Source organism: Paeniglutamicibacter sp. ORCA_105, from assembly GCF_045798545.1.
Taxonomy (GTDB): Bacteria; Actinomycetota; Actinomycetes; order Actinomycetales; family Micrococcaceae; genus Paeniglutamicibacter; species Paeniglutamicibacter sulfureus.
Window position 1 is genome coordinate 103,462 of sequence record NZ_JBIXLM010000001.1, and the last position, 20,758, is coordinate 124,219.

Consider the following 20,758-nt stretch of genomic DNA (forward strand, 5'->3'; position numbering starts at 1 on the left):
GGTACCGGCGCGCGGGACGGAGCACACAACGCGCGCCTGTTGGAACGCCTGAGGTTCAGGCACTGCCCACCCATTCGACCTCGCCGTCGGCGAAGAACTGCTCCTTCCAGACCGGCACGTGCGCCTTGACAGTCTCCACCAGGTCGCGGCAGGCGTCGAAGGCGGCCCCGCGGTGGGCCGCGGCTGCGGCCGCGACCAGGGCGGCGTCGCCGATGTGCAGCTCCCCCACCCGGTGTGCGGCCCAGAGCCGGGTCCCGGGGTGCCGGGAGGCGACCTCGTCCACCAGCTCGACCATCCGCGCCGGGGCGCTGGGGTGGGCGCTGTAGGTCAGTTTCAGCACCTCGCGGCCGCCGTCGTGGTTGCGCACGATGCCGCCGAATGTGACCACGGCGCCGGTGTGCTCGGACTCCACCGCGTCCCAGGCGGTGTCCGCGTCGATGGGGGTGTCGCTGATGCCCGCAAAGACCGCTTCGCCGGCGGCTTGCTGTCCGCTAGTGGGCATGGCGCCCCTCCAGCTGGTCGCAGATGTGCGTGAGCAAGGGAGTGAGCACCGTGAGCCCGTCCATGACCCCGGAGGGGGAACCCGGCAGGTTCACGATGAAGGTCTCCCCCGAGACCCCCGCATGCCCGCGGCTCAGCGCGGACATCGGGGTCTTTTCCCGCCCGGCTGCGCGCAGCGCCTCCATGATGCCGGGGACCATCCGGTCCAGCAGCGGTTCGGTTTCCTCCGGCGTCAAGTCATCGGCGCTGAGCCCGGTGCCGCCGGAAGTGATGATGACGCTCGGCTTGGACAGCAGCAGTCCCTGCAGCGCCGCACCGACGGAGGGGCCGTCCGGCACCACGATGGCCGGGATGACATCGAAATTTTGTTCCTGGAGCCAGTCGGCAATGACCGGGGCGCTGGCATCCTCGTAGATGCCCATGGCCGCACGGGTGGATGAAATGAGGATGGCCGCCTTGCGAGGGGGGCCCAGTGGTTCACAGGCACTCATGCGCGCAGTTCTCCTTCGGGGTTGGGAAGTTGTTGGGGAGCAATGTCCCAGGATCCGGACTTTCCGCCGGACTTCGCCAGCACGCGCATGTCGGTGATGCTCGCGTGCTTGTCGACGGCCTTGATCATGTCATACAGGGCCAGTGCCGCGGTGGACACGGCGGTCAGCGCCTCCATCTCGACGCCGGTCACGCCGCGGGTCTTCACCGTGGCAATGATCCGCACGGAGTCTTCGGCGTCCAGGTCGAAGTCGATGACCACCTTGGAGATCGGCAGCGGGTGGCACAGCGGGATGAGCTCGGAGGTTTTCTTGGCCCCCATGATCCCGGCAATGCGGGCCACGGCGAGCGCGTCGCCCTTGGGCATCCCGGCACCGGAGATCAGTCCGAGGACCTCTGGGGTGGTGTGAACGAAGGCCTCGGCGGTGGCCTGGCGGCTGGTTTCGGCCTTGTCGCTGACATCCACCATGTGGGCGGTGCCGTCGGCGCGAACGTGAGAGAGCTTCCCGCCGGAAGGTTCGGCGTTCGGTTCGGGTGTGGTTTCACTTTTCATGAGCCGTCTCCAATGATCATGATGTCCGCGCGGCTTCCCGCGGACAGGGTGGTGGTCTCCTCGTCGAGGAGGATGAAGGCGTTGCTGGCAGCCAGGGCGGCCAGGAGGTGGGAGGAGGCCCCGCCGACGGGCGCGACGGTGCCGTTGGCATGGATGCCGCGGCGCACCTGCAGCTTGCCGGGAACCGATTCCATGTCCTCGGTGAGCGTGGCAGTGGCCAAGACGCGTTCGGGCAGGCCCAAGGCCATGGCCAGGACCGGGCGGATGAACATCTCAAAGCTGACATAGGCGCTGACCGGGTTTCCCGGCAACGCAATGAAGGCCACCGGCGCACAGCCGGGCAGGGCGAGGGTTCCGGAGCCCTGGGGCCCGCCGGGCTGCATGGCCACGGAGCCAAATTCGATACCGTGCTCGCCGAGCACCGCCTTGACCACGTCGAAGGCGCCCTTGGAGATCCCCCCGCTGCTGAGCACCAGGTGGTAGTCCCTGTCACTGGCCTTCAGCGCCGCCCGCAGGGAAGTGGTGAACTGTTCGGGAGAGTCATCGAGCACGCCCGCGACGGCCACCTGGCAGCCGGCACCCGTCAGCGCGGCGTGCAGCAACGTGGTGTTGGCGTCATGGATCTGCCCGGGTCCCAGCTCCCCGCCCGGGGCGACCAGTTCGTCCCCGGTGGACAGCAACAGCACCCTCGGCCGGCAAAGGACCTGCACCTCAGCCAGGCCGAGCCCGGCCACGATGCCCAATGCCGTAGGGCCAAGCCTTGTCCCTGATTCCAGGACCAACGCACCTTCGGCGATGTCGCTGCCGCGGGCGCGCACGTAGTTGCCCACCGGGCTGGAATCCGGCAGCACGACGGTGAATCCGCCTGCAACTTCGGCGGTGGTGGGAAAGCGATCGGGGTTTGCTGCCTCGACGGGGATGACGGTGTTGGCCCCTTCCGGCATCGGGGCACCTGTCATGATGGGCGCGGCGGTGCCGCGCACCAGGGCAGTGGCAGCCTGACCGGCGGCGATCGGGGGAACCACCCGCAAGGCACCGGAGCCCAGGTCCTCGGTGTGCACCGCATACCCGTCCATCTGGGAGTTGTCCCAGGGCGGCAACGCACGCGGGGCCAGCAGGTCGTGGGCCAGCGTGCGGCCCAACGCCTGGACCAGCCCCAACGGTTCGCTGCCCGCCTCCCGCAGCGCGGGAGCCAACAAATCCTCAATGGCTTCCAGGTGCCCGCGGACGCTGCGGCGAAATGGTGGTCTCATGCCTTCCATCCTAGGTCGCAACCGGCAACGGCGGGTGCCCGAGGCCTGTGAATGCCAAGCTCCGACGGGTAGCGGGACCATGGGCACCGCGGCAAACTGCCATGCTCTTTATTTCCAGGCTTGCTCGGCTGTTCCTCCCACGCGAGGACTCGAGCTTCGGTTCCGGCAGGAAAGCGACTTTTTCCCTTGCCCGCTGTCTTCGGACATTTCCACACGAATTCGTTCGGCAGCGCCCATTTGATGTTGCATTCGGGGGTCGCTGGGACCCGATTGCGGTCATTGGGGATCCATCGTCCTGCGTAGTCGCACCGTTTGCGGGACACGGCACCGACCACTGCCCGGGGCATTGGGCATGTGCTCCGGCATTTACGCTCGTGAACAATTTCATACAATCGACTGCCGATGGGAGGCGACCCTCCACGGCAGTCGCAAAGGCCGATCTCGAGCGAGCAAGGGCACCGCAGGCAAGAAATCCAGGCGCGCCGTCCTCGACCTCGCATTGCGCCGACTAATCGCCTCGAAGCAGAAAGGCGCGAGGATTGACGGCGTGCCGGGCATGACGCATCCGTTCGTCAATCTACGAGATGCATACTAACCACATGAGCCAACCAAATGAACCGCTCCCCACACTCCTCGATCAAGTCTCCGGACAAACAGATGTGACATACGGTGATTTAGCTTTGATAGGTGCGGCTCTTTTGACATCTGTGACGACGGTGGCCCAGTTGGGCTGGGCTTCGCCTGGAATTAGCCTTGATTACAGTTCTGGAGTGTCGGACTCTCACAATATGATCGTGCGTGACTTCATCGCATGGACATCCCACCGAAAGTCCCTTGCGGACGGATGCGAAGAACGCCTCCGCGCCTTCGTGGACGAGAGCGGTTGGACCAGACACGTATTAAATCAAATGGGCAAGAATTTAGACTTCGGGAACTGAAATTAATAGCTCTAGAACCGATCTCAGCAATTCTTTATGCAGCTACTACCCGTCGCGCCCAATAATTGTTGCCACATGTTAACGTCATGAATCCAAGCAGCCAAGACCTAGGCTCCGAGCAATAGCTATCCGAAACAGCTTGATCCAATCCAAATCCCATTGAATCGAAAATGCCCGAGATGCGTAAAGCATCCCGGGCATTTCACAAGCCATTCGAGCGAGACTACACGTTGAATCGGAATTCCACGGTGTTCCGCTTCATTGTGCAGTGGGATCGCGTCCGTGCTCCGGCTTGCATCGCCGGATCGATGGCCGACAGTCGCGCATAGCCAGGCGCCGAGCCTCAGCCTGGCTGAAGGCTTTCCCCCTGAGGGTCAAAGAGATCGTCGATCCTGCACCCGAAGACCGCGGCCAAACGGAAGGCCAGCGGCAGTGACGGGTCGAACCGGCCGCGTTCGATGGAGATGACCGTCTGTCGGGAAACGCCGAGCTCATCGGCAAGGCGCTGCTGGGACCAGCCGCGCTCCTGCCGGCGTTCGTGCAGGGAGTTCTTCACCCTCAGCCCCGCTTCTTGGCCATGAGGTACCGCACCCAGGTGCTGAAGAACCCGAGCATGATGACGCCGGTGAGTGCCCAGACCGTGTCGAACTCGTAGCCTGTGATGGACAGGATCGCCAGGCCCAGGCCGGTCAGCATAATGGTGTCGCGGAAGGCCCCGGCCATGGCGGCATCCATCCAGATCGATTCGATCGAATCGTCCGGCTTGTCGATGGCCCCGCGCAGGCTCGTCCTGTCAACGACGAGCGCCCAGACCAGGCCCACGAAACCCCAAGACATCACCAGCGCGAACACTCCGGCAATGAAGAGCGCCTGCTCGCCCGCGGCCACTCCCGTCCAGAGCGTCAGCGCACCGGCACCGACGGCGAGCAGGAGCCCGGTCGGAATGGCGAGGGCCATGGCGGGAAGGCGGCGGCCGGCGAAACGGATGCGGCCCCAGCGCGTGCGCGGGTCGGTTTCGGTGCCTGTACTCATAACCACTCCTCATGTAAAGCGTGCTTGTCGTGTAAAACTAACTTGACATGTAAAGCCCGCTTTACGCAAGTACCTCGCCGGATCGATGAGTTCTTTTCGCGGCAAACGGCCCGATGCCGTACATCTCCCGGCATGCCGCCCCGGACGGGGGTGCGCTGTCCGCGAAGGACGGCGCCACAGAGCAGGCAATGTCCAGCCCGGTGGACTACCCTCGATATATGGCGACGAACACAGAAACACCGCGCAGCACCGTCAGCCTGCCCATGCCCACCATCCTGACGCCGGCACCCGCAGACTCCCCCGGGCTCAGCGACAAGTTCGGCCGACAGGCCACCGACCTGCGCATCTCCCTGATCGACAAGTGCAACCTACGCTGCACCTACTGCATGCCCGCCGACGGGTTGGCCTGGCTGCCCAAGTCCAAGCTGCTGACGCTGGAGGAAATATCCCGGATCGTGCGCATCGGCGTGCGCGACCTGGGAGTGCGCGAACTGCGCCTCACCGGCGGCGAACCGCTGGTGCGCGTGGACCTGCCCCAGATCATCGCCGCGGTGCGCAGCGAGCACCCGGACCTTCCCATCTCCCTGACCACCAACGGGGTGGGACTGGCAAAGAAGGCAGCCGCGCTCAAGGAGTCCGGGCTAACCCGCATCAACGTCTCCCTCGACACCCTGCATGCCGAGACCTTCGCCAAGCTCACCCGGCGCGACCACATCGACTCGGTGTTCGCCGGGATCGACGCTGCCCTGGCTGCCGACCTGGCGCCGGTGAAGATCAATGCGGTGTTGATGCGCGGCATCAACGACGAGCAGGCACCCGAGCTTTTGGCCTGGGCGCTGGAGCGCGGCCTGGAGCTGCGCTTCATCGAGCAGATGCCGCTGGATGCCGACCATGTGTGGCGCAAGGACAACATGGTCACCGCCGCGGATTTGCGCGCCTACCTCGAGACCCGCTTCCGCCTCTCACCCGACACCAAGCCGCGCGACGGCGCCCCGGCCGAACGCTTCCTGGTCTCCACCCCCGGGGACCCCGACACCATCCTGGGCGCGGTGGGCATCATCGCGTCGGTCTCCGAGCCGTTCTGCGCCGATTGCAAGCGCACCCGCATCACCGCCGAGGGCAAGGTCATGAGCTGCCTGTTCTCGCGCGAGGAAACCGACCTCTCCGCGCTGCTGCGCGACGGCTCGGACGACGTGGCCATTGCCGAACGCTGGCGGGCGGCCATGTGGGGCAAGCCCCGCGCCCACGGCATGGACCACACCGGACTGGGCTCCAAGGACTTTGTACAATCGGACCGCTCCATGAGCGCCATCGGAGGATAATTGCGCATTCGATACTTTGCCGCCGCGGCCCAGGCCGCCGGCACGACAGAGGAACGACTCGACCTGCTTCAGCTGCCCGGGGCCACGCTGGGCACAGTGCTCGAGCACCTCGCAGCACGTACCCCAGCCGCCGCGCTGGCCGACGGTCCGCTGCTGCGCCGCACCACCTCGCTGGGCACGGTGCTGGCGCGCTGCAGCTTCCTGGTCAACGGCGTCAGCGTCCAGGACCATGCCCGCGAACTCCGCCCCGGCGACCAGCTGGACGTGCTTCCGCCCTTTGCCGGCGGCTAAGGGGCCTTCGGCCTCCGATTGTCGGGTGCCTCTCTTACTGGCGGCGACAAGGGTGCCATCAGTTGCCGCCGTTCGCTGCGAAGGGAGCGGCGTGGCGGATCCCCGGGAATTCTTGCCCGAGCGTCCTGCCTGGCACCATACCTGGGTTGGTAGATGGTTTGGTGCACCTGGAGATCGGCTCGAGAGCTACCGCACACCCACCAAAGGGAATAAGATGAGGCCCGGACGGGGTGTGTAGTCAGGGCGAGAGCCCTAACCCAAAATTAATTTTTTGGGGGGATTCATTTGACGCACACTCCGTCCGTCCAACTGGTCTACTACATTGCCGCAACTGTCCCGCATCAGAGATAGGTGTACGCCGGCCGCGCTGCCGCGAGATCCCTCAACCGGCTGGCCGAGTAGAGATCCAGTGCCTCGCGCAGGCAGTCCAGATGATCTTCGCCGGGTTGCCCGACGTATGCTCCGTCGCCACCATCCAGGGCCCAATAACGTGTGTGCGCAAAGCCCATGAAGCCGGCTTTTCGCGTCCGGACAGGACGGTCCCAGATCCAGTCGCCAAAGTTCCCCTTCAGCGGCCCGCCCACCGGATCCCCGCCAATAATGCCGTGGAAGGGGAAGTACAAGTTCGTCCAGCGGGTCAGTGCGAAGAGGGCACCATGGTTCGGGACCAGAAACCCTCCCCTGAAGGACCCGTCCATCGAGCGGTCTGAAAGGGCATAGCTGATGCGGGGTTGCCCGATCGCTGTGAATTCTGCCTGCGGTGGGCAGCTGGGAAGTATCCGGTTTTCCTTCATGGACGAAAAAGCTTCATTGCTGCCCGCCATGAGGAGATGCGCGTGGGTCAGCGGCGAGCCCATCGTCACCAGATCGGTCACAAGCCATGGCTGGCTGTTCAGCCTGTGTTCCTGCCACGCCGCATACTGGAGGTCCCGAGCCGCAGGGGTTTCCGCCGCTTCGGGGTCCCTTGGCATCAAGGCCGACTCCACGGCACCCAGCGCGCCAAAGCTCGCGTGGTCTGGATCGGCGTGCTGTTGACGGAGGCGGTTCCAAGTGAAAGTGAGCATGTCGTAGGCGATGGCGCTGCCGAGGCTGTGCGCCGCCACGACGATCCGCTGGTATTCGCCCGATTCATGCATTCCTTCGAGCAGTCGAACACCGGCTTCGCGGATTTCTTGCCGGCGGGCGATATTGTCCGGCTTGGGCTCGAAGTATCTTGCGGCATCACCCAAATGCCCGGTGAGGAGCTTCGTGCCGCGTTGCTTCAGGAGCTTCCAGACCAGTCCAAGCAACGCGATGACCACTGCAATCAGTCCGCCACCAGCCAGCATCCCGCCGGAGCTCGCGGGCTTGAACGCGGCGTAGCCGGTGGCCCCAACGACGGCCAGCAAGACTACGACCAGCAGTATTCGGACAATGCGTACGTGGGGCCTGAGGGACGCTGGCATGTCCGAGCTCTTGCGCAACAACAAGTTCTTCATCCACCCCATAACTTGCCCAGTGGTGCTGTCGCGGACAAGGTGTGCCCAGTAGAGCTCATAGACATCAGTCGTCGGCCGTCCCTCGCCGGGTGCACCGGGAGGTGAGGCTGCCGCCTTGATCGTGACCTTTCGCGTTTCGAAGGAGTCCGACAGGTTATCGGGCTTCACCCAGCGCAGCGTCTGACTCGAGTCGGTGCCGAATACCGCCTGCACAAATTCCATGAGTGTCTGTCCGGGTTGCTGCTCGCCAATGCCGTGAACGACGATCAGGGCCTGCTTGGGCGAGTTGCGCCGGCGCCGGATGGCCTGGACGATCACGCTGAGCCTGTTCAAGGCCGCCTGCCAGAAGGCCAGACTCGTCCGGACGCCCATGGACTCGAGGATGTTCCCCACCGTCACCCTCACGACGCTCCTTCCGTCATCCGTGGCGGGGCCGGGCACGGGGCCTACGCGGATCGTCAGGCTCGTTCCGCTGGTCTCGCACTCGGCAGTCAGCGTGAATACACCCTCGCCGACGGTCGCGTGGGTCACCATGTGCTGGGCCAAAGACCCTCCCGGAGCGGGAACCGTAGCCAATGCACCCTTCCTGAAGGGCAGTATCACCCCGGCTCCGATCCACTTCCCAAGCATCTCGGGACGAAAGAGCAGGGCGCCGAGCTCGGCGGAGCCCATGCGAACGTTGGTCGAAACGCGCATCCTCAGTCCAGATGATGGAACTGCAGCCAGGTGGTTCACGATGCCCCCAAATACCGACGGACCTGCCGAAACTCCAGCATAGAACCGACCAGGCTTCGGACCAAGGCTTTCAGTTTTGCTGGCGCTCCCGGCCGCACAAGTACCCGGCGATGTTTTCTTAGTCATCGGGAGCCCAATACACCGCTTCCGGTCAATGGCGATTCTTCGCTCGGTCGGCAGCTCAGCGCCCGCGGCGCCCCGCCCACAGCCCGTGCAGCAGCGGCAGCGCCGAAAGCCACATCAGCGCGGTGCCCAGCACCGCATCGTCCCCGCGCAGCACCGCGCCGGCGAGCAGCAGGGCGGCGAACACCAGTGCCGAGGCGGTCCGCGTCCCGGTGGCCTCGACGCGCGCCAGGCGGTGTTCCAGCTTAGGGTTGGACACGGCGAGCGAGCCGTCCTGAAGTTCGGTGAACAGCGCGTCGATCCGCCGCGGCAGGCCCAGGCCCAGCGTCGCGGCCTCCAGCAGCTGCCCCGCCACGTCCTGGACGATGTTGCCGCGCTGCTCGCGCAGCAGTTGTGCGGCGTAGGGTTCGACCGAGTCCCAGAGGTTGAATGCCGGATCCAGCGAACTGCACACCCCGGAGGTCAGCGACATCGCGCGGATGATGAGCAGGAAGTTCTCCGGCACCTGAAACGGCAGCGAACGGATGACGTGCCCGAACTCCTCGGCGAACTCGCGGAACTCCCGCGGGTCCACCTCGCGCAGCTCGGCAAAGCCCATGCCGCCGAACCTGGCGAAGAGCTGCGTCAGGGCGCGCTCCAGCTCGGCGGTGTCGGCCGTTGAAACCAGCACGCCCAGCTCCCCGATCGCGGCGACCAGTCCCTTACCGTCGCGCCCCGCGGCGGAGATCAGCAGCTTGCGCAACCCGCTGCGGGTGTTGGGCGGGACCTCGCCCATCATGCCGAAGTCGATGAAGGTCAGCTTCCAGGGATGCGGAGCCTGTGGGTCGGTGGCCGGGGTGACGAAGATGTTGCCGGGGTGCGGGTCGGCATGGAAGAAGCCGCTGGTGAACAGCTGGTCGAACATCACCGAGGCGAACACCGGGGCCACCTCGCCCGGATCGATGCCTGCGGCCCGCAGCCCGGACAGGTCGGTGATCTTGATGGCGGTGACATCCTCCAGGGTGAGCACGCGGCGGGTGCAGCGCTCCCACACGACCCCGGGCACCGCCACGCGGTGGTCGTCTTCGAAGTCGGCGCCGAAGCGCTCGGCGTTGGCCGCCTCGTTGAGGTAGTCGATCTCCTGCAGGCTGGTGGTGGCAAACTCCTCGACCAGTGCCGGGGCGTCAGCGCGCCTGGACACCACGCGCACGTGGCTGAGCCAGCCGGCCACCTTGCGCAGCGCCGCCAGGTCGGTGGCGACGATCCCGTCGATGCCGGGCCGCTGCACCTTCACCACCACGGTGTCGAAACCGGCCGCCGCGGCATCCTCCGGCATCAGCCGCGCCCGGTGCACCTGCCCGAGCGAGGCGGCGGCGATCGGCACCTGCTCGACCGAGGCAAACACCGTCTCCAGCGTCGTGCCCAGCTCGGCCTCTGCCAGCGCGCGGATGGCGGGGAATGGAACGGGCGGGACCTCGTCCTGCAGCCCCTCGAGCTCGGCGGTGATTTCCGGTGGCAGCACGTCGAGGCGCGAAGACATGAACTGGCCGACCTTGATCATCAGGCCACCCAGGTCCACTGCGAGCACATGGAAGCGTTGCGCGAAGCGCCGCATTCGCCGGGCACGGGAGCGCTCGGCGACCCGGGCAAGCCCGAAGCGGGGCAGGAGCAATTCGAAAAACCACGTCACGGCCAAGTTCCAGGCGGCGAAGCGCAGGATTCGCCGGTAGCGGGCGCGGGTGTTGCCCGCGCCCGCCATCACATCCACGCGATCCCCGGGACCGGAGGCCACCCGCTAGCCCTGGGCGAGGATCGAGTACAGCTTGCGGCGTGCCTCCTCAAGCACCGCCACGGCCTCCTGGACCTGCTCCGGGGTGCCGGTGCGGCCTACCTGAGCGGCGGCCTGGGCGAGCTCGACGCCTGCCTTGGGCAGCGATCCGCCGCCGGATCCCGCCGTTCCCCCGGCTGGCTCCCACGGCACCGAGAGCTTCGAGTCGGCAACCTCCTCGCGGCCGGCCTCGGTCAGCGAGTAGATCTTGCGGCCGTTGGATTCCTCGGCGTTGACGGACCCCTCGTCAGCCAGCAGCTGCAGCGTGGGGTAGACGGAGCCGGCGCTGGGCTTCCAGGCCCCTCCGCTGCGCTCCTCGATCTCCCGGATGATTTGGTATCCGTGCATGGGCCGCTCGGCGAGCAGGGCAAGAACCGCCGAGCGCACCTCGCCGCGTCCCGCGCGGGTGCCCGCGCGCCTTTCGAACCGTGAACGCAGCTCCTCAACGGCCTGCCACACGCCGTCCAAGTTGTTGGCGGAGAAACCGCCCGTTGGATTTGAGTGGTGCATGATGCTCTCCTCTATCACTAACGATGTATGAACGATACTTAAAGATACGTCGCTCGATGCTGAGAAATCCATGGGTTTGGGCCTTGAATTGCCTAAAATCCAAGGACCTTCCGCCCATGTCGCCCGCCGGGCGACAATCGGTCAGACTATATCTTTCGCTGAAACCCAAAAGGCGATCCCCGCCACTGCAGCCCGAGGGGCCTTGGTGGCGGGGATCGCCCGTGGTGTCCGCGACTGCGGAAAGGGTGGCGCTAGGAGCGGTCACCCACGGCGTCGCGTTCCGAGCTGGACATGCGGCTGGAGCCCAGGACGTCCCCGGCCTTCCAGTCCGCCCATCCCGGACGTTCCTTCATGAAGGCCTCGATCTCGTCCTTGGTGGCCTCGAGCTTCGGGTCGTGCTTGAGGTACCACCGGGTCTCGCGGGCAATCATGCCCGAGAGGATCAGTAGGCCGATCAGGTTCGGGATGGCCATCAGGCCGTTCATCATGTCGGAGAAGTTCCACACGGCTGTCAGCTGGGTGGTGCAACCCACGTATACGACGAGCGAGAAGATCACGCGGAAGGGCATGACCGCCTTGCGCCCGAGGAGTCGCTCGATGTTGCGCTCACCGTAATAGGACCAGCCCAGGATGGTGGAGAAGGCGAACATGACCAGGCCGATGGTCACGATCCAGTGCCCCCACTCCCCCGGCAGCCCGAAGGTGAAGGCGTGCCCGGTCATCAGCGATGCGGAGATCTGCTCGCCGGTTTCCGGGTCGACGTAGTTCCAGGCGCCGGTGGTGATGATGACCAGGCCGGTGCAGGTGACAACGATGATGGTGTCGATGAAGGTCTGGGTCATGGAGACCAATCCCTGGCGGACCGGGTGGGTGGTCTGCGCCGCGGCGGCCGCGATGGCCGCCGAGCCCATGCCCGATTCGTTCGAGAAGATGCCGCGGGCCACGCCGAACTGCACGGCGATGATGATGGCCGAGCCGGCGAAGCCGCCGACGGCCGAGGTGCCGGTGAAGGCCTCGGTGAAGATCTGCCCGAGGGCAGCGGGGATCTGGCCCACGTTGGCGATCAGGATGTAGATGGCCGCGGCGACGTAGAAGACGATCATGATCGGCACGAAGCCGGCGGTGACCTTGCCGATGGACTTGATGCCGCCCACGAGCACGACCATGGCCATGATGGTCAGCACCAGGCCGGTGGTCCAGGTCGGGACGTTGAAGGAGTTCTCCAGGTTAGCCGAGATCGAGTTGCCCTGGGTCATGTTGCCGATGCCGAAGCAGGCAATGGTGGCGGCAATGGCGAAGAAGAGGGCAAGGAACTTGCCGAGGGGACCGCGGATGCCGCGCTCCAGGTAGTACTGCGGACCGCCGGACTTCTCCCCCGCCGCGTCGGTGCCGCGGTAACGGACACCCAGGTAGGCCTCCGAGTACTTTGAGGCCATGCCGAGCAGACCGGTGACCCACATCCAGAACAGCGCGCCCGGGCCGCCGATGCCGATGGCCGTGGCCACGCCGACGATGTTACCGGTGCCGACGGTGGCGGCAAGTGCGGTGGTCAATGCCTGGAACTGGGAGATGTCTCCCTCTGATCCGGCGTCCTTGCGCTTGAGCAGGCCCAGGCGCAGCGCTGCGCCCAGTTTGAGGAATTGGAGTCCGCCCAGGCGGAAGGTCAGGTAAAGCCCGGTGCCCAAAAGCAACGGGATCAGCAGGAAGGGTCCCCAGATGACGCTACTGATGTCACCGAGGAGAGTTGCGAGGTCGTCCATAGTTATGGGTCCCATATCTTCTCGTGCGAGTGGTGAAAGTGCGAGCGTGACAGCTGTCACAAAGCACTTATCCTACGGTACATCCCACGTCCGGTGACCAATTGCACGTGACATCCCGATTAACCAAGACAAACGGTAACGATTCAGCGGCGAGCGGTCTGAATCATCTCCCAAAACACGAAAAAGGACCGTTCCCTTCCCGAAGCGGGAAAGGAGCGGTCCTTTGGACGAGGTGTAGAAACGCCTTACATGCCTAAATCGGAAGGCCTCTCGAAGGGGCAACCACGGTGACGCTGCGCGCAGGGGATGCCAGCAGCACCGCCCGTAATCAAAGACACCTGACACGGCGTTCTCGCAGCGAAACACCGGAGACTTCGGTCCGTGTTTTCTTACTTGATCCCGAAGTCGAAGCCACCTGGTTGGTGGTGCCCGAACCGCTCCCTGAGGAAGTTGCCCGTACTGGTCAAATCCGCCGAAGTTTGGTTGTGCCGGGTGGAGTGCAACGTCTCGGCCTGTCCCATAAGGAGGCGAAGTTGCTCAACCAATTCCTCATTGGGTGTTCGCCCGTTTGGTTGCCGGTTGTCCACCATGCTCGGCGGTACGGCCAGAAATCCCTGAAGAACATTGGGTAGGTACTCCCGCACCATGGCTTCGAGTTCATACTCAAAGCGCGCATCGCCAGAGGGCTGCCGGGTTTCCGCGTCGATGACCGAGTCAAGCATCTGGCACGTTTCCAGAATGGTTACGTACGTATCAGCGGGAAGACGGTGCTTGTTCTGTTTGGCTTGCGCGCTCACCCATGTCAGAGCGGTCGACAGTTCGTCCGACGCCCCGGCGACCGGAGTTGCGGCCGGCGACGGTTGGTAGAACTGGATCGGCGGCGCTGGTGCGGCCACTGGCGCCGGTATCTGGACCGCCTCGCCACTGGGCAGTCTCCGAACCCGCCTGGGGAGCCAGAGATCGCGAAGCATGTAGGACCGCACGGCCGACAAGACCATGGATCCGAGACCGAGCATAGCGCCGCTGCCATTAGGGAGAGAAAAAGCACCAATAAAGAGGACAGCGTAGAGCCCACCTTCAAGCATGACCTTTTTGTTCTTGGCGCCCATGCCGATGATGAGCACGTAAAAAGCGGCGAAAAGCCAAAATACGAAGGCGAGAACCACTTTGAAGATGTTCCCTCGAGTGAAGCGCGACAGCATTATGCGCCCCGTGGGTGCGTAGTGGCGGCGTCAAAGGCATGACTACGCTCCAGCTGAAGTCGAGCTTGACCAACTTGGCCTTCAAGAACCTGCACTGTCTGTTTCATCGATTGTGCTGCTTCGACCTTGAACCTATCGATCTCGTCCATGGCCTGGAAAACATTATCGAATGCTTGCTGCAACTTGGCGGAGTCGATCGAGGCTTGGGCGGAAGTCTTATGAATGGCTGCGCCCTGGGAGCGAAGGAGTTCCGAGGTCGAAACGATCAAGTCCGAGGTAGTTGAGTTGAGGGCATCAATTTGCGCCAGCACGATCTTTTGCTGAGCCAGAGCCTGCGCAACGATCACCGCTACCCGAAGCGCCGCGAGTGTAGTGTCCAGCGCCCGATCCACACCCTTGATCAGCTCGGAGTTGTTCTTCTTGACCACATCAAGAGCTAGGTACCCTTGGATGGATACCGCCATCTGGGTCATTAGATCTTGGTGGCGTTGGCGGACGTAGAAGAGGGCGTCTGCTTCAAGTGTTGTGGCGTCGTCCGCTTTTCCTACATTACGCAGCTCTACAATCCGCTGCTCCAAACCGTTTCCAAGGTGGCTCGCGAGCACGGCGTAGTTCGCCAACTGCCCCATCGCCGCCCAGAGAGCATCGCGTTCGGTCTGGATGGCGGCGTTGTCCTGACGGAGATCGTCCTGCCCGCCCTTTAGAGCCTTGGTGATGGCGTCAAGTTGTTCTTGTGCCGATTCGTACCTCATGAAGTATCGCTGGATAGCGTTGCCTCCGGGAAGGAACCGCAGAATGCGCTTCGCCCCAGTCAAATCATGGCGCTTGGGGTCTAGCTCGGTGACGATCTGTCGCAGTTCCGCCAGGGTGTTGCCGGTACGCGATGCAGGGTCCGCTCCGGTGGCTGCGAGGGCGGCTGCCGGCCTCTTCAACATGCGGTTGGATGCGGAGCTTGCCTGCTGCATCGTTCCTTCGCCCAGCCGGGTCAGCTGCGCTAACTTGGTCTGAAACTCCGGGCTCTGGAGCGGTGTGGCCAGCAGGTCATCAAGAAAGGTTTTGGCATTTTCGGCGTGCTTCTGCTGTGCTTCGGCATCCACCAGGATCATGCCGCCGACCTTCTCTGGAGCGTGGACTACTACCTCAACTATTGGCTTCGGCGGCTCCAACTCAAGTGGATTTCCTACCTGCGGGGACGAGGTCGCGCCGAGGTCGAGTGGGTTCAGCATGATGTACTCCTTGGAAGGCTCTGGGACAACTTGCAGTCTACTAGGGATTACTTGTAGGTAACAGTAAATGGCCTGTTTTAGCCGCGGCAATCACATTTAAATATATCTCATCAGCCGGGCCACAATCTTTGGGGCAAAAACAAACCTGTTCCTTTTTGCGGGCTCTTTGCGGGATTGAGACTCGAGAAATCGTTGGCCTCCTTGCTCTCAAACATCCGCGCTGTCATCGCATGTCTTGTTCGCGATGATCGGCGACAACAGCATCCATGACGCCCAGAGTGCCACTTCCTGAATCAGACTACGAAGCCATGGTCAGAATCTTTCATTCTAGAAATTTTGGAAAAACACCGAAAGTTTCTGGAAATTGAGAAAAGGACCGTTTTTTCTTCCAAAGAAGCAAAAACGGTCCTTTTGACCAAAGGCCGGAAGGCCTACATTCCGAAGTCCGAAGGCTTATCAAACGGTCCCACCACGGTGATGGTGCGCGGACGGGATGCCAGCAGCGCCGCCAGTTCCTGCACCTGTGCAGGGGTGACTGCCTTCACACGTTCGAGCGACTCGTCGATGTCGTGGAAGACGCCGGTGACAAGCTCGGCGCGGCCCAGGCGCGACATGCGCGATCCCGGATCCTCCAGTGCCAGCACCATGCCGCCGGAGAGCTGGCCAACGGCCTTGCGCAGCTCCTCGTCGGTGATGCCCTCGGCAGCCAGCTTTTCCAGTTCTTCGCCCAGCAACTTGATCACGCGTTCGGTCTTGGCCGGTGCGCACCCGGCGTACATGCCGAAGTAGCCGGCATCGGAGTACGCGGCGGAGAACGAGTACGTGGAGTACACCAGCCCGCGCTTCTCGCGGATCTCCTGGAAGAGGCGCGAGGACATGCCTCCACCGAGGATCGCGTTCAGCACGCTCATCACGTGACGGCGCTCGTCGGTGGCCACGATGCCGGGGCAACCCATGATGATGTTGACCTGTTCGACCGGCCTGCGGATCACGTCGATGCGCTGTGAACCGGTGATTTCCACCGGCGTTGTGTCACGGCGGGGCACCGGCGAGGCGCCCTCCTCGAGTTCCCAGCCCGCGGTGCGCAGGGCCTTGAGCACCAGGTCGCAGACCTCGTCATGGTCCAGCGAGCCCGCGGCGGTGATGACCAGTTCGTTGGGTGTGTAGAAGCGCTGGTAGTGCTGCCAGACGGCGTCGCGGCCGATGCCGGTGATGGCCTCCGGGGTGCCGCCGATGGGACGGCCCAGGGAGTGGTGGCCCATGACGGCCTCGACGAAGCGCTCGTGCGCCACGTCCCCGGGATCGTCAGCGTCCATCGCGATTTCCTCGAGGATGACGTCGCGTTCCTGTTCGAGTTCATTGGGATCGATCACCGCGGAGGTGACCATGTCGGCAATGACGTCGATGGCCATGGGCAGGTCGGAGTCCAGCACGCGGGCGAAGTAGCAGGTGCTTTCCTTCGCGGTGGCGGCGTTGGACTCGCCGCCGACCTCGTCAAAGGCGGAGGCAATTTCAAGCGCCGTGCGGCGCTTGGTGCCCTTGAACAGCAGGTGTTCCAGGAAGTGCGTGGAACCGTGTTGACCGTCCTGCTCATCGCGGGAACCGACGGCCACCCAGAAACCAATGGTGGCCGAACGCTGCCCGGGCATGGCCTCGGTCAGCACGCGAACGCCACCGGGCAGGACCGAGCGGCGTACCAGCGCCCCACCGGCCTCGCCGTGGACGATGGTGGGGTCCCCCGCCTCGATCGGGGCCGTGGCGCCGGTGGCGCCACGCTCCCCCGCCGGGGCGGGAGACATTCCAAAGCCGTTGAGCGGCAGGGGAATCATGACCACAGAAAACATCCTTACTGTCCGCCTGTCTGACCGCGGAGCATTGGGTTATTCGCGCGCAGTGACACGCGAAAGGCATTACTCCATTCTTCCACAGGGCATACCATTCATTGCCAGTTCATGAGCGGTCTCTCACCGCTCGCTCCCCTGCGCCATGAGACCGACGGGTCGGAGCCGTGCGGAGACAGAAAAATCCCGGCCCACCAAATGGTGGACCGGGATTTTCTAGCCTAGAAAACTAGGATTACTCAGCAGCTTCGACGAGCTCTTCCTCGGCAACAACCGGGGCAAGCGAGAGCTTTCCACGATCGTCGACCTTGGTGATCTCAACCTGCAGCTTCTGGCCCACGGAGACGACGTCTTCGACGTCGTCCACGCGCTTGCCACCGGCGAGCTTGCGCAGCTCGGAGATGTGCAGCAGCCCATCCTTGCCCGGGGTCAGAGAAACGAACGCACCGAAGGTGGTCAGCTTCACGATGGTGCCCATGTAGCGTTCGCCAACCTCGGGAACCATCGGGTTGGCAATGGCGTTGATCGCGGAGCGTGCTGCGTCGGCAGCTTCCCCGTTGGTGGCGCCGATGAGGACGGTTCCGTCGTCCTCGATGGAGATATCCGCTCCGGTATCCTCCTGGATCTGGTTGATCATCTTGCCCTTCGGGCCGATGACCTCGCCGATCTTGTCTACGGGGATCTTCACGGAGATGATCCGCGGAGCGTAGGTGGAGAGCTCGTCCGGGGTGTCAATGGCCTGGTTCAGGACATTGAGGATGTGCAGACGGGCTTCGCGGGCCTGGGTCAGCGCAGCTGCCAGGACCGATGCCGGGATGCCGTCGAGCTTGGTGTCAAGCTGGATGGCGGTGATGAACTCGGAGGTACCTGCAACCTTGAAGTCCATGTCGCCCATGGCGTCTTCGGCGCCGAGGATGTCGGTCAGGGCCGCGTAGCGGGTCTGGCCGTCAACTTCATCGGACACCAGGCCCATGGCGATGCCGGCGACGGCTGCGCGCAACGGCACACCGGCGTTCAGCAGCGACAGGGTCGATGCACAGACCGAGCCCATCGAGGTCGAGCCGTTGGAGCTCAATGCCTCGGAGACCTGGCGGATGGCGTACGGGAATTCCTCGCGGGACGGCAGCACCGGCATGATGGCGCGCTCTGCCAGGGCACCGTGGCCGATTTCGCGGCGCTTGGGCGAACCCACGCGGCCGGTCTCACCGGTGGAGTACGGCGGGAAGTTGTAGTTGTGCATGTAGCGCTTGCGCGTTACCGGGCTCAACGAGTCGATCTGCTGTTCCATCTTGAGCATGTTCAAGGTGGTGACGCCCATGATCTGGGTTTCGCCACGCTCGAAGATCGCCGAACCGTGGACGCGGGGAAGAACCTCGACCTCGGCGGTGAGCTTGCGGATGTCGGACAGGCCGCGGCCGTCCATGCGGACCTGGTCGGTCAGGATGCGCTGGCGCACGACCTGCTTGGTGACCGCACCGAAGGCCTTGGAGACCTCGCCGGCGCGGGCAGCGAACTCGGTGCCCTCGGCGGCGAGCTCGGCAACGACCTCGTCCTTGAAGGCGGAGGAAGCGTTGTCGCGCTCCTGCTTGCCGGCGATCTGGTAGATCTCGGTCAGCTTGGCGGAGGCCTTGGCCTCGACGGCTGCGAAGACGTCGTCTTCGAAGTCGCGGAAGACCGGGAACTCGACGGTCGGCTTGGCGGCGCGTGCTGCCAGGTCTGCCTGTGCCTCGCACAGTGCCTTGATGAACGGCTTTGCAGCCTCAAGGCCCTGGGCAACAACCTCTTCGGTCGGGGCGGTGGCGCCCTGTTCCTTGATGAGGTTCCAGGAGTTGTCGGTGGCCTCGGCCTCGACCATCATGATGGCGACGTCGTCGCCGGCGATGCGGCCGGCAACAACCATGTTGAACACGGCGTTTTCCAGCTGGCTGTGCTTCGGGAAGGCTACCCACTGGGCACCGTTTCCGTCGTCAACCAGTGCAACGCGGACGCCACCGATCGGGCCGGAGAACGGAAGGCCCGAGAGCTGGGTCGACATCGAGGATGCGTTGATGGCCACCACGTCGTAGAGCTCGTCCGGGTTGATCGCCAGAACGGTGACCACGATCTGGACCTCGTTGCGCAGGCCCTTGACGAAGGCCGGGCGCAGCGGGCGGTCCATCAGGCGGCAAGCCAGGATGGCTTCGGTCGACGGACGACCTTCGCGGCGGAAGAAGCTGCCCGGGATACGGCCGGCAGCGTACATGCGCTCCTCGACGTCCACGGTCAGCGGGAAGAAGTCGAAGCCCTCGCGCGGGTGCTTGCCGGCAGTGGTTGCCGAGAGCAGTGCGGTCTCTTCGTCGATGTAGACCATGGCCGCGCCTGCGGCCTGCTGGGCCAGACGGCCGGTTTCGAAGCGGATAACGCGCTTGCCGTACCGACCGTTGTCGATCACGGCCTCTGCGAATTGAATTTCGGGACCCTCCATGGGGCGTGTCCTTTCGATCAATATCCGCAGCACACTGCGAACAGGCCACACATCGGTGCAATCTGGTCTTCGATCGAGACTCGCGCTCTTCCTTGAGAAAGAGCGAAAGCCACTACCGAGGACCGCGAATGTCTTCCGGTGTGTCAAGTGCGCGAAGTGCGCGGATATTTCGTCTTGTTTCTGTGCTGGTCATGCGAAATTGCAAACCATACATACACCAGCCTACCGGGTTAACGGATTCGGCGCAGTGGGGGCGCAATCTCGTTGCTGGCCGGGATCTCGGTGTGTGTGCCCATGCAGCACCGGCGACGCTCTCGCGCCGTTCGCCGTCGAGCGAACCACAAAGCGGATCGTCGTGGATTTCCTGCAAACGGCACGATTGGAGGTCGTCAATTGTGCCCCTTCTTGTGCGCCCGCTAGCCACGCAATGACCGAAACTGGTCACGATGATCGCGTCGATGTTGAAGTGTGTTTTGCAGTGACGGATCCCCCACCGCGACACCCGAGCATCGAAAATCCGGCACTCAAAAAAGGTTGAAAATTCAAGGAATTCAGATTCGCGCATGCCCCGCCCGCAATAAAGCCCGGTGAAGGTGGCACAAACGCTACACGTATGCCATGTCACCGCACTTGGTCGGGTACGCCCGCGTCTCCACCAACCAACAAGACCTCGCCTCCCAGCAGGCCGGCCTGAAGGCCCTCGGCGTGCCGGATGATTTGGTGTACGTCGACCACGGGCTCACCGGACGGAACCGCGAACGCCCCGGGCTCAACCAGGCTTTGGCCGCGTGCCGGGCCGGGGACACCCTGGTGGTCACCAAGCTCGACCGCCTCGCCCGCTCCCTGCCCGACGCCCGCGACATCGTCGAGGACCTCACCAAAAGGAACATCAAGCTCAGCCTCGGCGGGAACGTCCACGACCCCACCGACCCCGTCGGCCGGCTCCTGTTCAACGTCCTGGCCATGGTCGCCTAATTCGAATCCGACCTCATCCGCGCCCGCACCCGCGAAGGCATGCAGATCGCCAAGGCCAAGGGCAGGCTCCGCGGCAAGCAACCCAAGCTCTCCCCCGCCCAGGAAAAACACCTCGTGGCCCTGCACCACGGCGGCAAGCACACCAGTGCCGAAATCGCCGAACTCTTCGGCGTCGCCCGCAGCACGGTGTACCGGATCGTCCAGCGAAATCATTGAGAACGGGCCACAAGCTAGTGGAGAGTACAACCAGCGGTCCAC

17 protein-coding genes and 1 pseudogene are annotated in these 20,758 nt (G+C 64.0%); 4 read left to right on the forward strand and 14 right to left on the reverse strand.

Annotated elements, in window-relative coordinates:
• Positions 1-55: 55 nt before the first annotated feature.
• Genes ACIPUB_RS00500 through glp form a run of 4 tightly spaced genes read right to left on the reverse strand, consistent with a single transcriptional unit; the run spans position 56 to position 2,796 of the window.
• A complete protein-coding gene (locus ACIPUB_RS00500) occupies positions 56-502 on the reverse strand; it encodes a molybdenum cofactor biosynthesis protein MoaE (protein ID WP_407605639.1) in 447 nt (148 codons plus the stop codon).
• Positions 492-992 carry a MogA/MoaB family molybdenum cofactor biosynthesis protein gene (locus ACIPUB_RS00505; RefSeq protein WP_407605640.1) on the reverse strand — a complete coding sequence of 167 codons (501 nt, stop codon included), beginning with the start codon at positions 990-992 and terminating at the stop codon, positions 492-494. Before ACIPUB_RS00505 ends, ACIPUB_RS00500 begins: the two co-directional genes overlap by 11 nt.
• Positions 989-1,543 carry a cyclic pyranopterin monophosphate synthase MoaC gene (moaC, locus tag ACIPUB_RS00510; RefSeq protein ID WP_407605641.1) on the reverse strand — a complete coding sequence of 185 codons (555 nt, stop codon included), beginning with the start codon at positions 1,541-1,543 and terminating at the stop codon, positions 989-991. The genes ACIPUB_RS00505 and moaC overlap by 4 nt, the downstream gene beginning before the upstream one ends.
• A complete protein-coding gene (gene glp, locus ACIPUB_RS00515; RefSeq protein ID WP_407605642.1) occupies positions 1,540-2,796 on the reverse strand; it encodes a gephyrin-like molybdotransferase Glp in 1,257 nt (418 codons plus the stop codon). The genes moaC and glp overlap by 4 nt, the downstream gene beginning before the upstream one ends.
• A 599-nt stretch (positions 2,797-3,395) precedes the next feature.
• On the opposite strand from glp, the gene ACIPUB_RS00520 reads away from it, so the two are divergent.
• Positions 3,396-3,734 (forward strand): hypothetical protein, encoded by a 339-nt coding sequence (locus ACIPUB_RS00520; protein WP_407605643.1) that lies wholly within the window; start codon positions 3,396-3,398, stop codon positions 3,732-3,734.
• Positions 3,735-4,077: 343 nt separating this feature from the next.
• Here ACIPUB_RS00520 and ACIPUB_RS00525 read toward each other — a convergent pair whose 3' ends face one another.
• On the reverse strand, positions 4,078-4,290 hold the full coding sequence (locus tag ACIPUB_RS00525; RefSeq protein WP_407605644.1) for a helix-turn-helix transcriptional regulator: 213 nt from the start codon (positions 4,288-4,290) through the stop codon (positions 4,078-4,080).
• A gap of 2 nt (positions 4,291-4,292) precedes the next feature.
• Complete coding sequence (locus ACIPUB_RS00530) at positions 4,293-4,766, reverse strand: hypothetical protein (protein ID WP_407605645.1); 474 nt, start codon at positions 4,764-4,766, stop codon at positions 4,293-4,295.
• A gap of 263 nt (positions 4,767-5,029) precedes the next feature.
• Between ACIPUB_RS00530 and moaA the strand changes: the two genes are divergently transcribed.
• Complete coding sequence (moaA, locus tag ACIPUB_RS00535) at positions 5,030-6,088, forward strand: GTP 3',8-cyclase MoaA (RefSeq protein ID WP_407605733.1); 1,059 nt, start codon at positions 5,030-5,032, stop codon at positions 6,086-6,088.
• Complete coding sequence (locus tag ACIPUB_RS00540) at positions 6,089-6,379, forward strand: MoaD/ThiS family protein (RefSeq protein ID WP_407605646.1); 291 nt, start codon at positions 6,089-6,091, stop codon at positions 6,377-6,379.
• A gap of 341 nt (positions 6,380-6,720) precedes the next feature.
• Here the strand turns inward: ACIPUB_RS00540 and ACIPUB_RS00545 are convergent, their stop codons facing one another.
• From ACIPUB_RS00545 to ACIPUB_RS00580, 8 genes are all read right to left on the reverse strand, one after another.
• Positions 6,721-8,529, reverse strand: coding sequence for a hypothetical protein (locus ACIPUB_RS00545; RefSeq protein ID WP_407605647.1), 1,809 nt, complete (start codon positions 8,527-8,529; stop codon positions 6,721-6,723).
• A 244-nt stretch (positions 8,530-8,773) separates the two neighbouring features.
• Positions 8,774-10,453: an ABC1 kinase family protein gene (locus ACIPUB_RS00550; RefSeq protein ID WP_407605734.1), complete on the reverse strand. Its 1,680-nt coding sequence runs from the start codon at positions 10,451-10,453 to the stop codon at positions 8,774-8,776.
• 36 nt (positions 10,454-10,489) lie between these two features.
• Positions 10,490-11,032, reverse strand: coding sequence for a PadR family transcriptional regulator (locus ACIPUB_RS00555; RefSeq protein WP_407605648.1), 543 nt, complete (start codon positions 11,030-11,032; stop codon positions 10,490-10,492).
• A gap of 251 nt (positions 11,033-11,283) precedes the next feature.
• A complete protein-coding gene (locus tag ACIPUB_RS00560; protein ID WP_264270369.1) occupies positions 11,284-12,792 on the reverse strand; it encodes a sodium:alanine symporter family protein in 1,509 nt (502 codons plus the stop codon).
• 389 nt (positions 12,793-13,181) lie between these two features.
• Positions 13,182-13,994 carry a hypothetical protein gene (locus ACIPUB_RS00565; RefSeq protein WP_407605649.1) on the reverse strand — a complete coding sequence of 271 codons (813 nt, stop codon included), beginning with the start codon at positions 13,992-13,994 and terminating at the stop codon, positions 13,182-13,184.
• On the reverse strand, positions 13,994-15,220 hold the full coding sequence (locus ACIPUB_RS00570; protein WP_407605650.1) for a toxic anion resistance protein: 1,227 nt from the start codon (positions 15,218-15,220) through the stop codon (positions 13,994-13,996). Before ACIPUB_RS00570 ends, ACIPUB_RS00565 begins: the two co-directional genes overlap by 1 nt.
• 431 nt (positions 15,221-15,651) lie before the next feature.
• Positions 15,652-17,055: a M16 family metallopeptidase gene (locus tag ACIPUB_RS00575; RefSeq protein ID WP_407605651.1), complete on the reverse strand. Its 1,404-nt coding sequence runs from the start codon at positions 17,053-17,055 to the stop codon at positions 15,652-15,654.
• Between the two features lie 241 nt (positions 17,056-17,296).
• Positions 17,297-19,525: a polyribonucleotide nucleotidyltransferase gene (locus tag ACIPUB_RS00580; RefSeq protein WP_407605652.1), complete on the reverse strand. Its 2,229-nt coding sequence runs from the start codon at positions 19,523-19,525 to the stop codon at positions 17,297-17,299.
• Between the two features lie 618 nt (positions 19,526-20,143).
• On the opposite strand from ACIPUB_RS00580, the pseudogene ACIPUB_RS00585 reads away from it, so the two are divergent.
• A pseudogene (locus ACIPUB_RS00585) lies at positions 20,144-20,716 on the forward strand (recombinase family protein).
• The last annotated feature ends 42 nt before the right edge of the window (positions 20,717-20,758 follow it).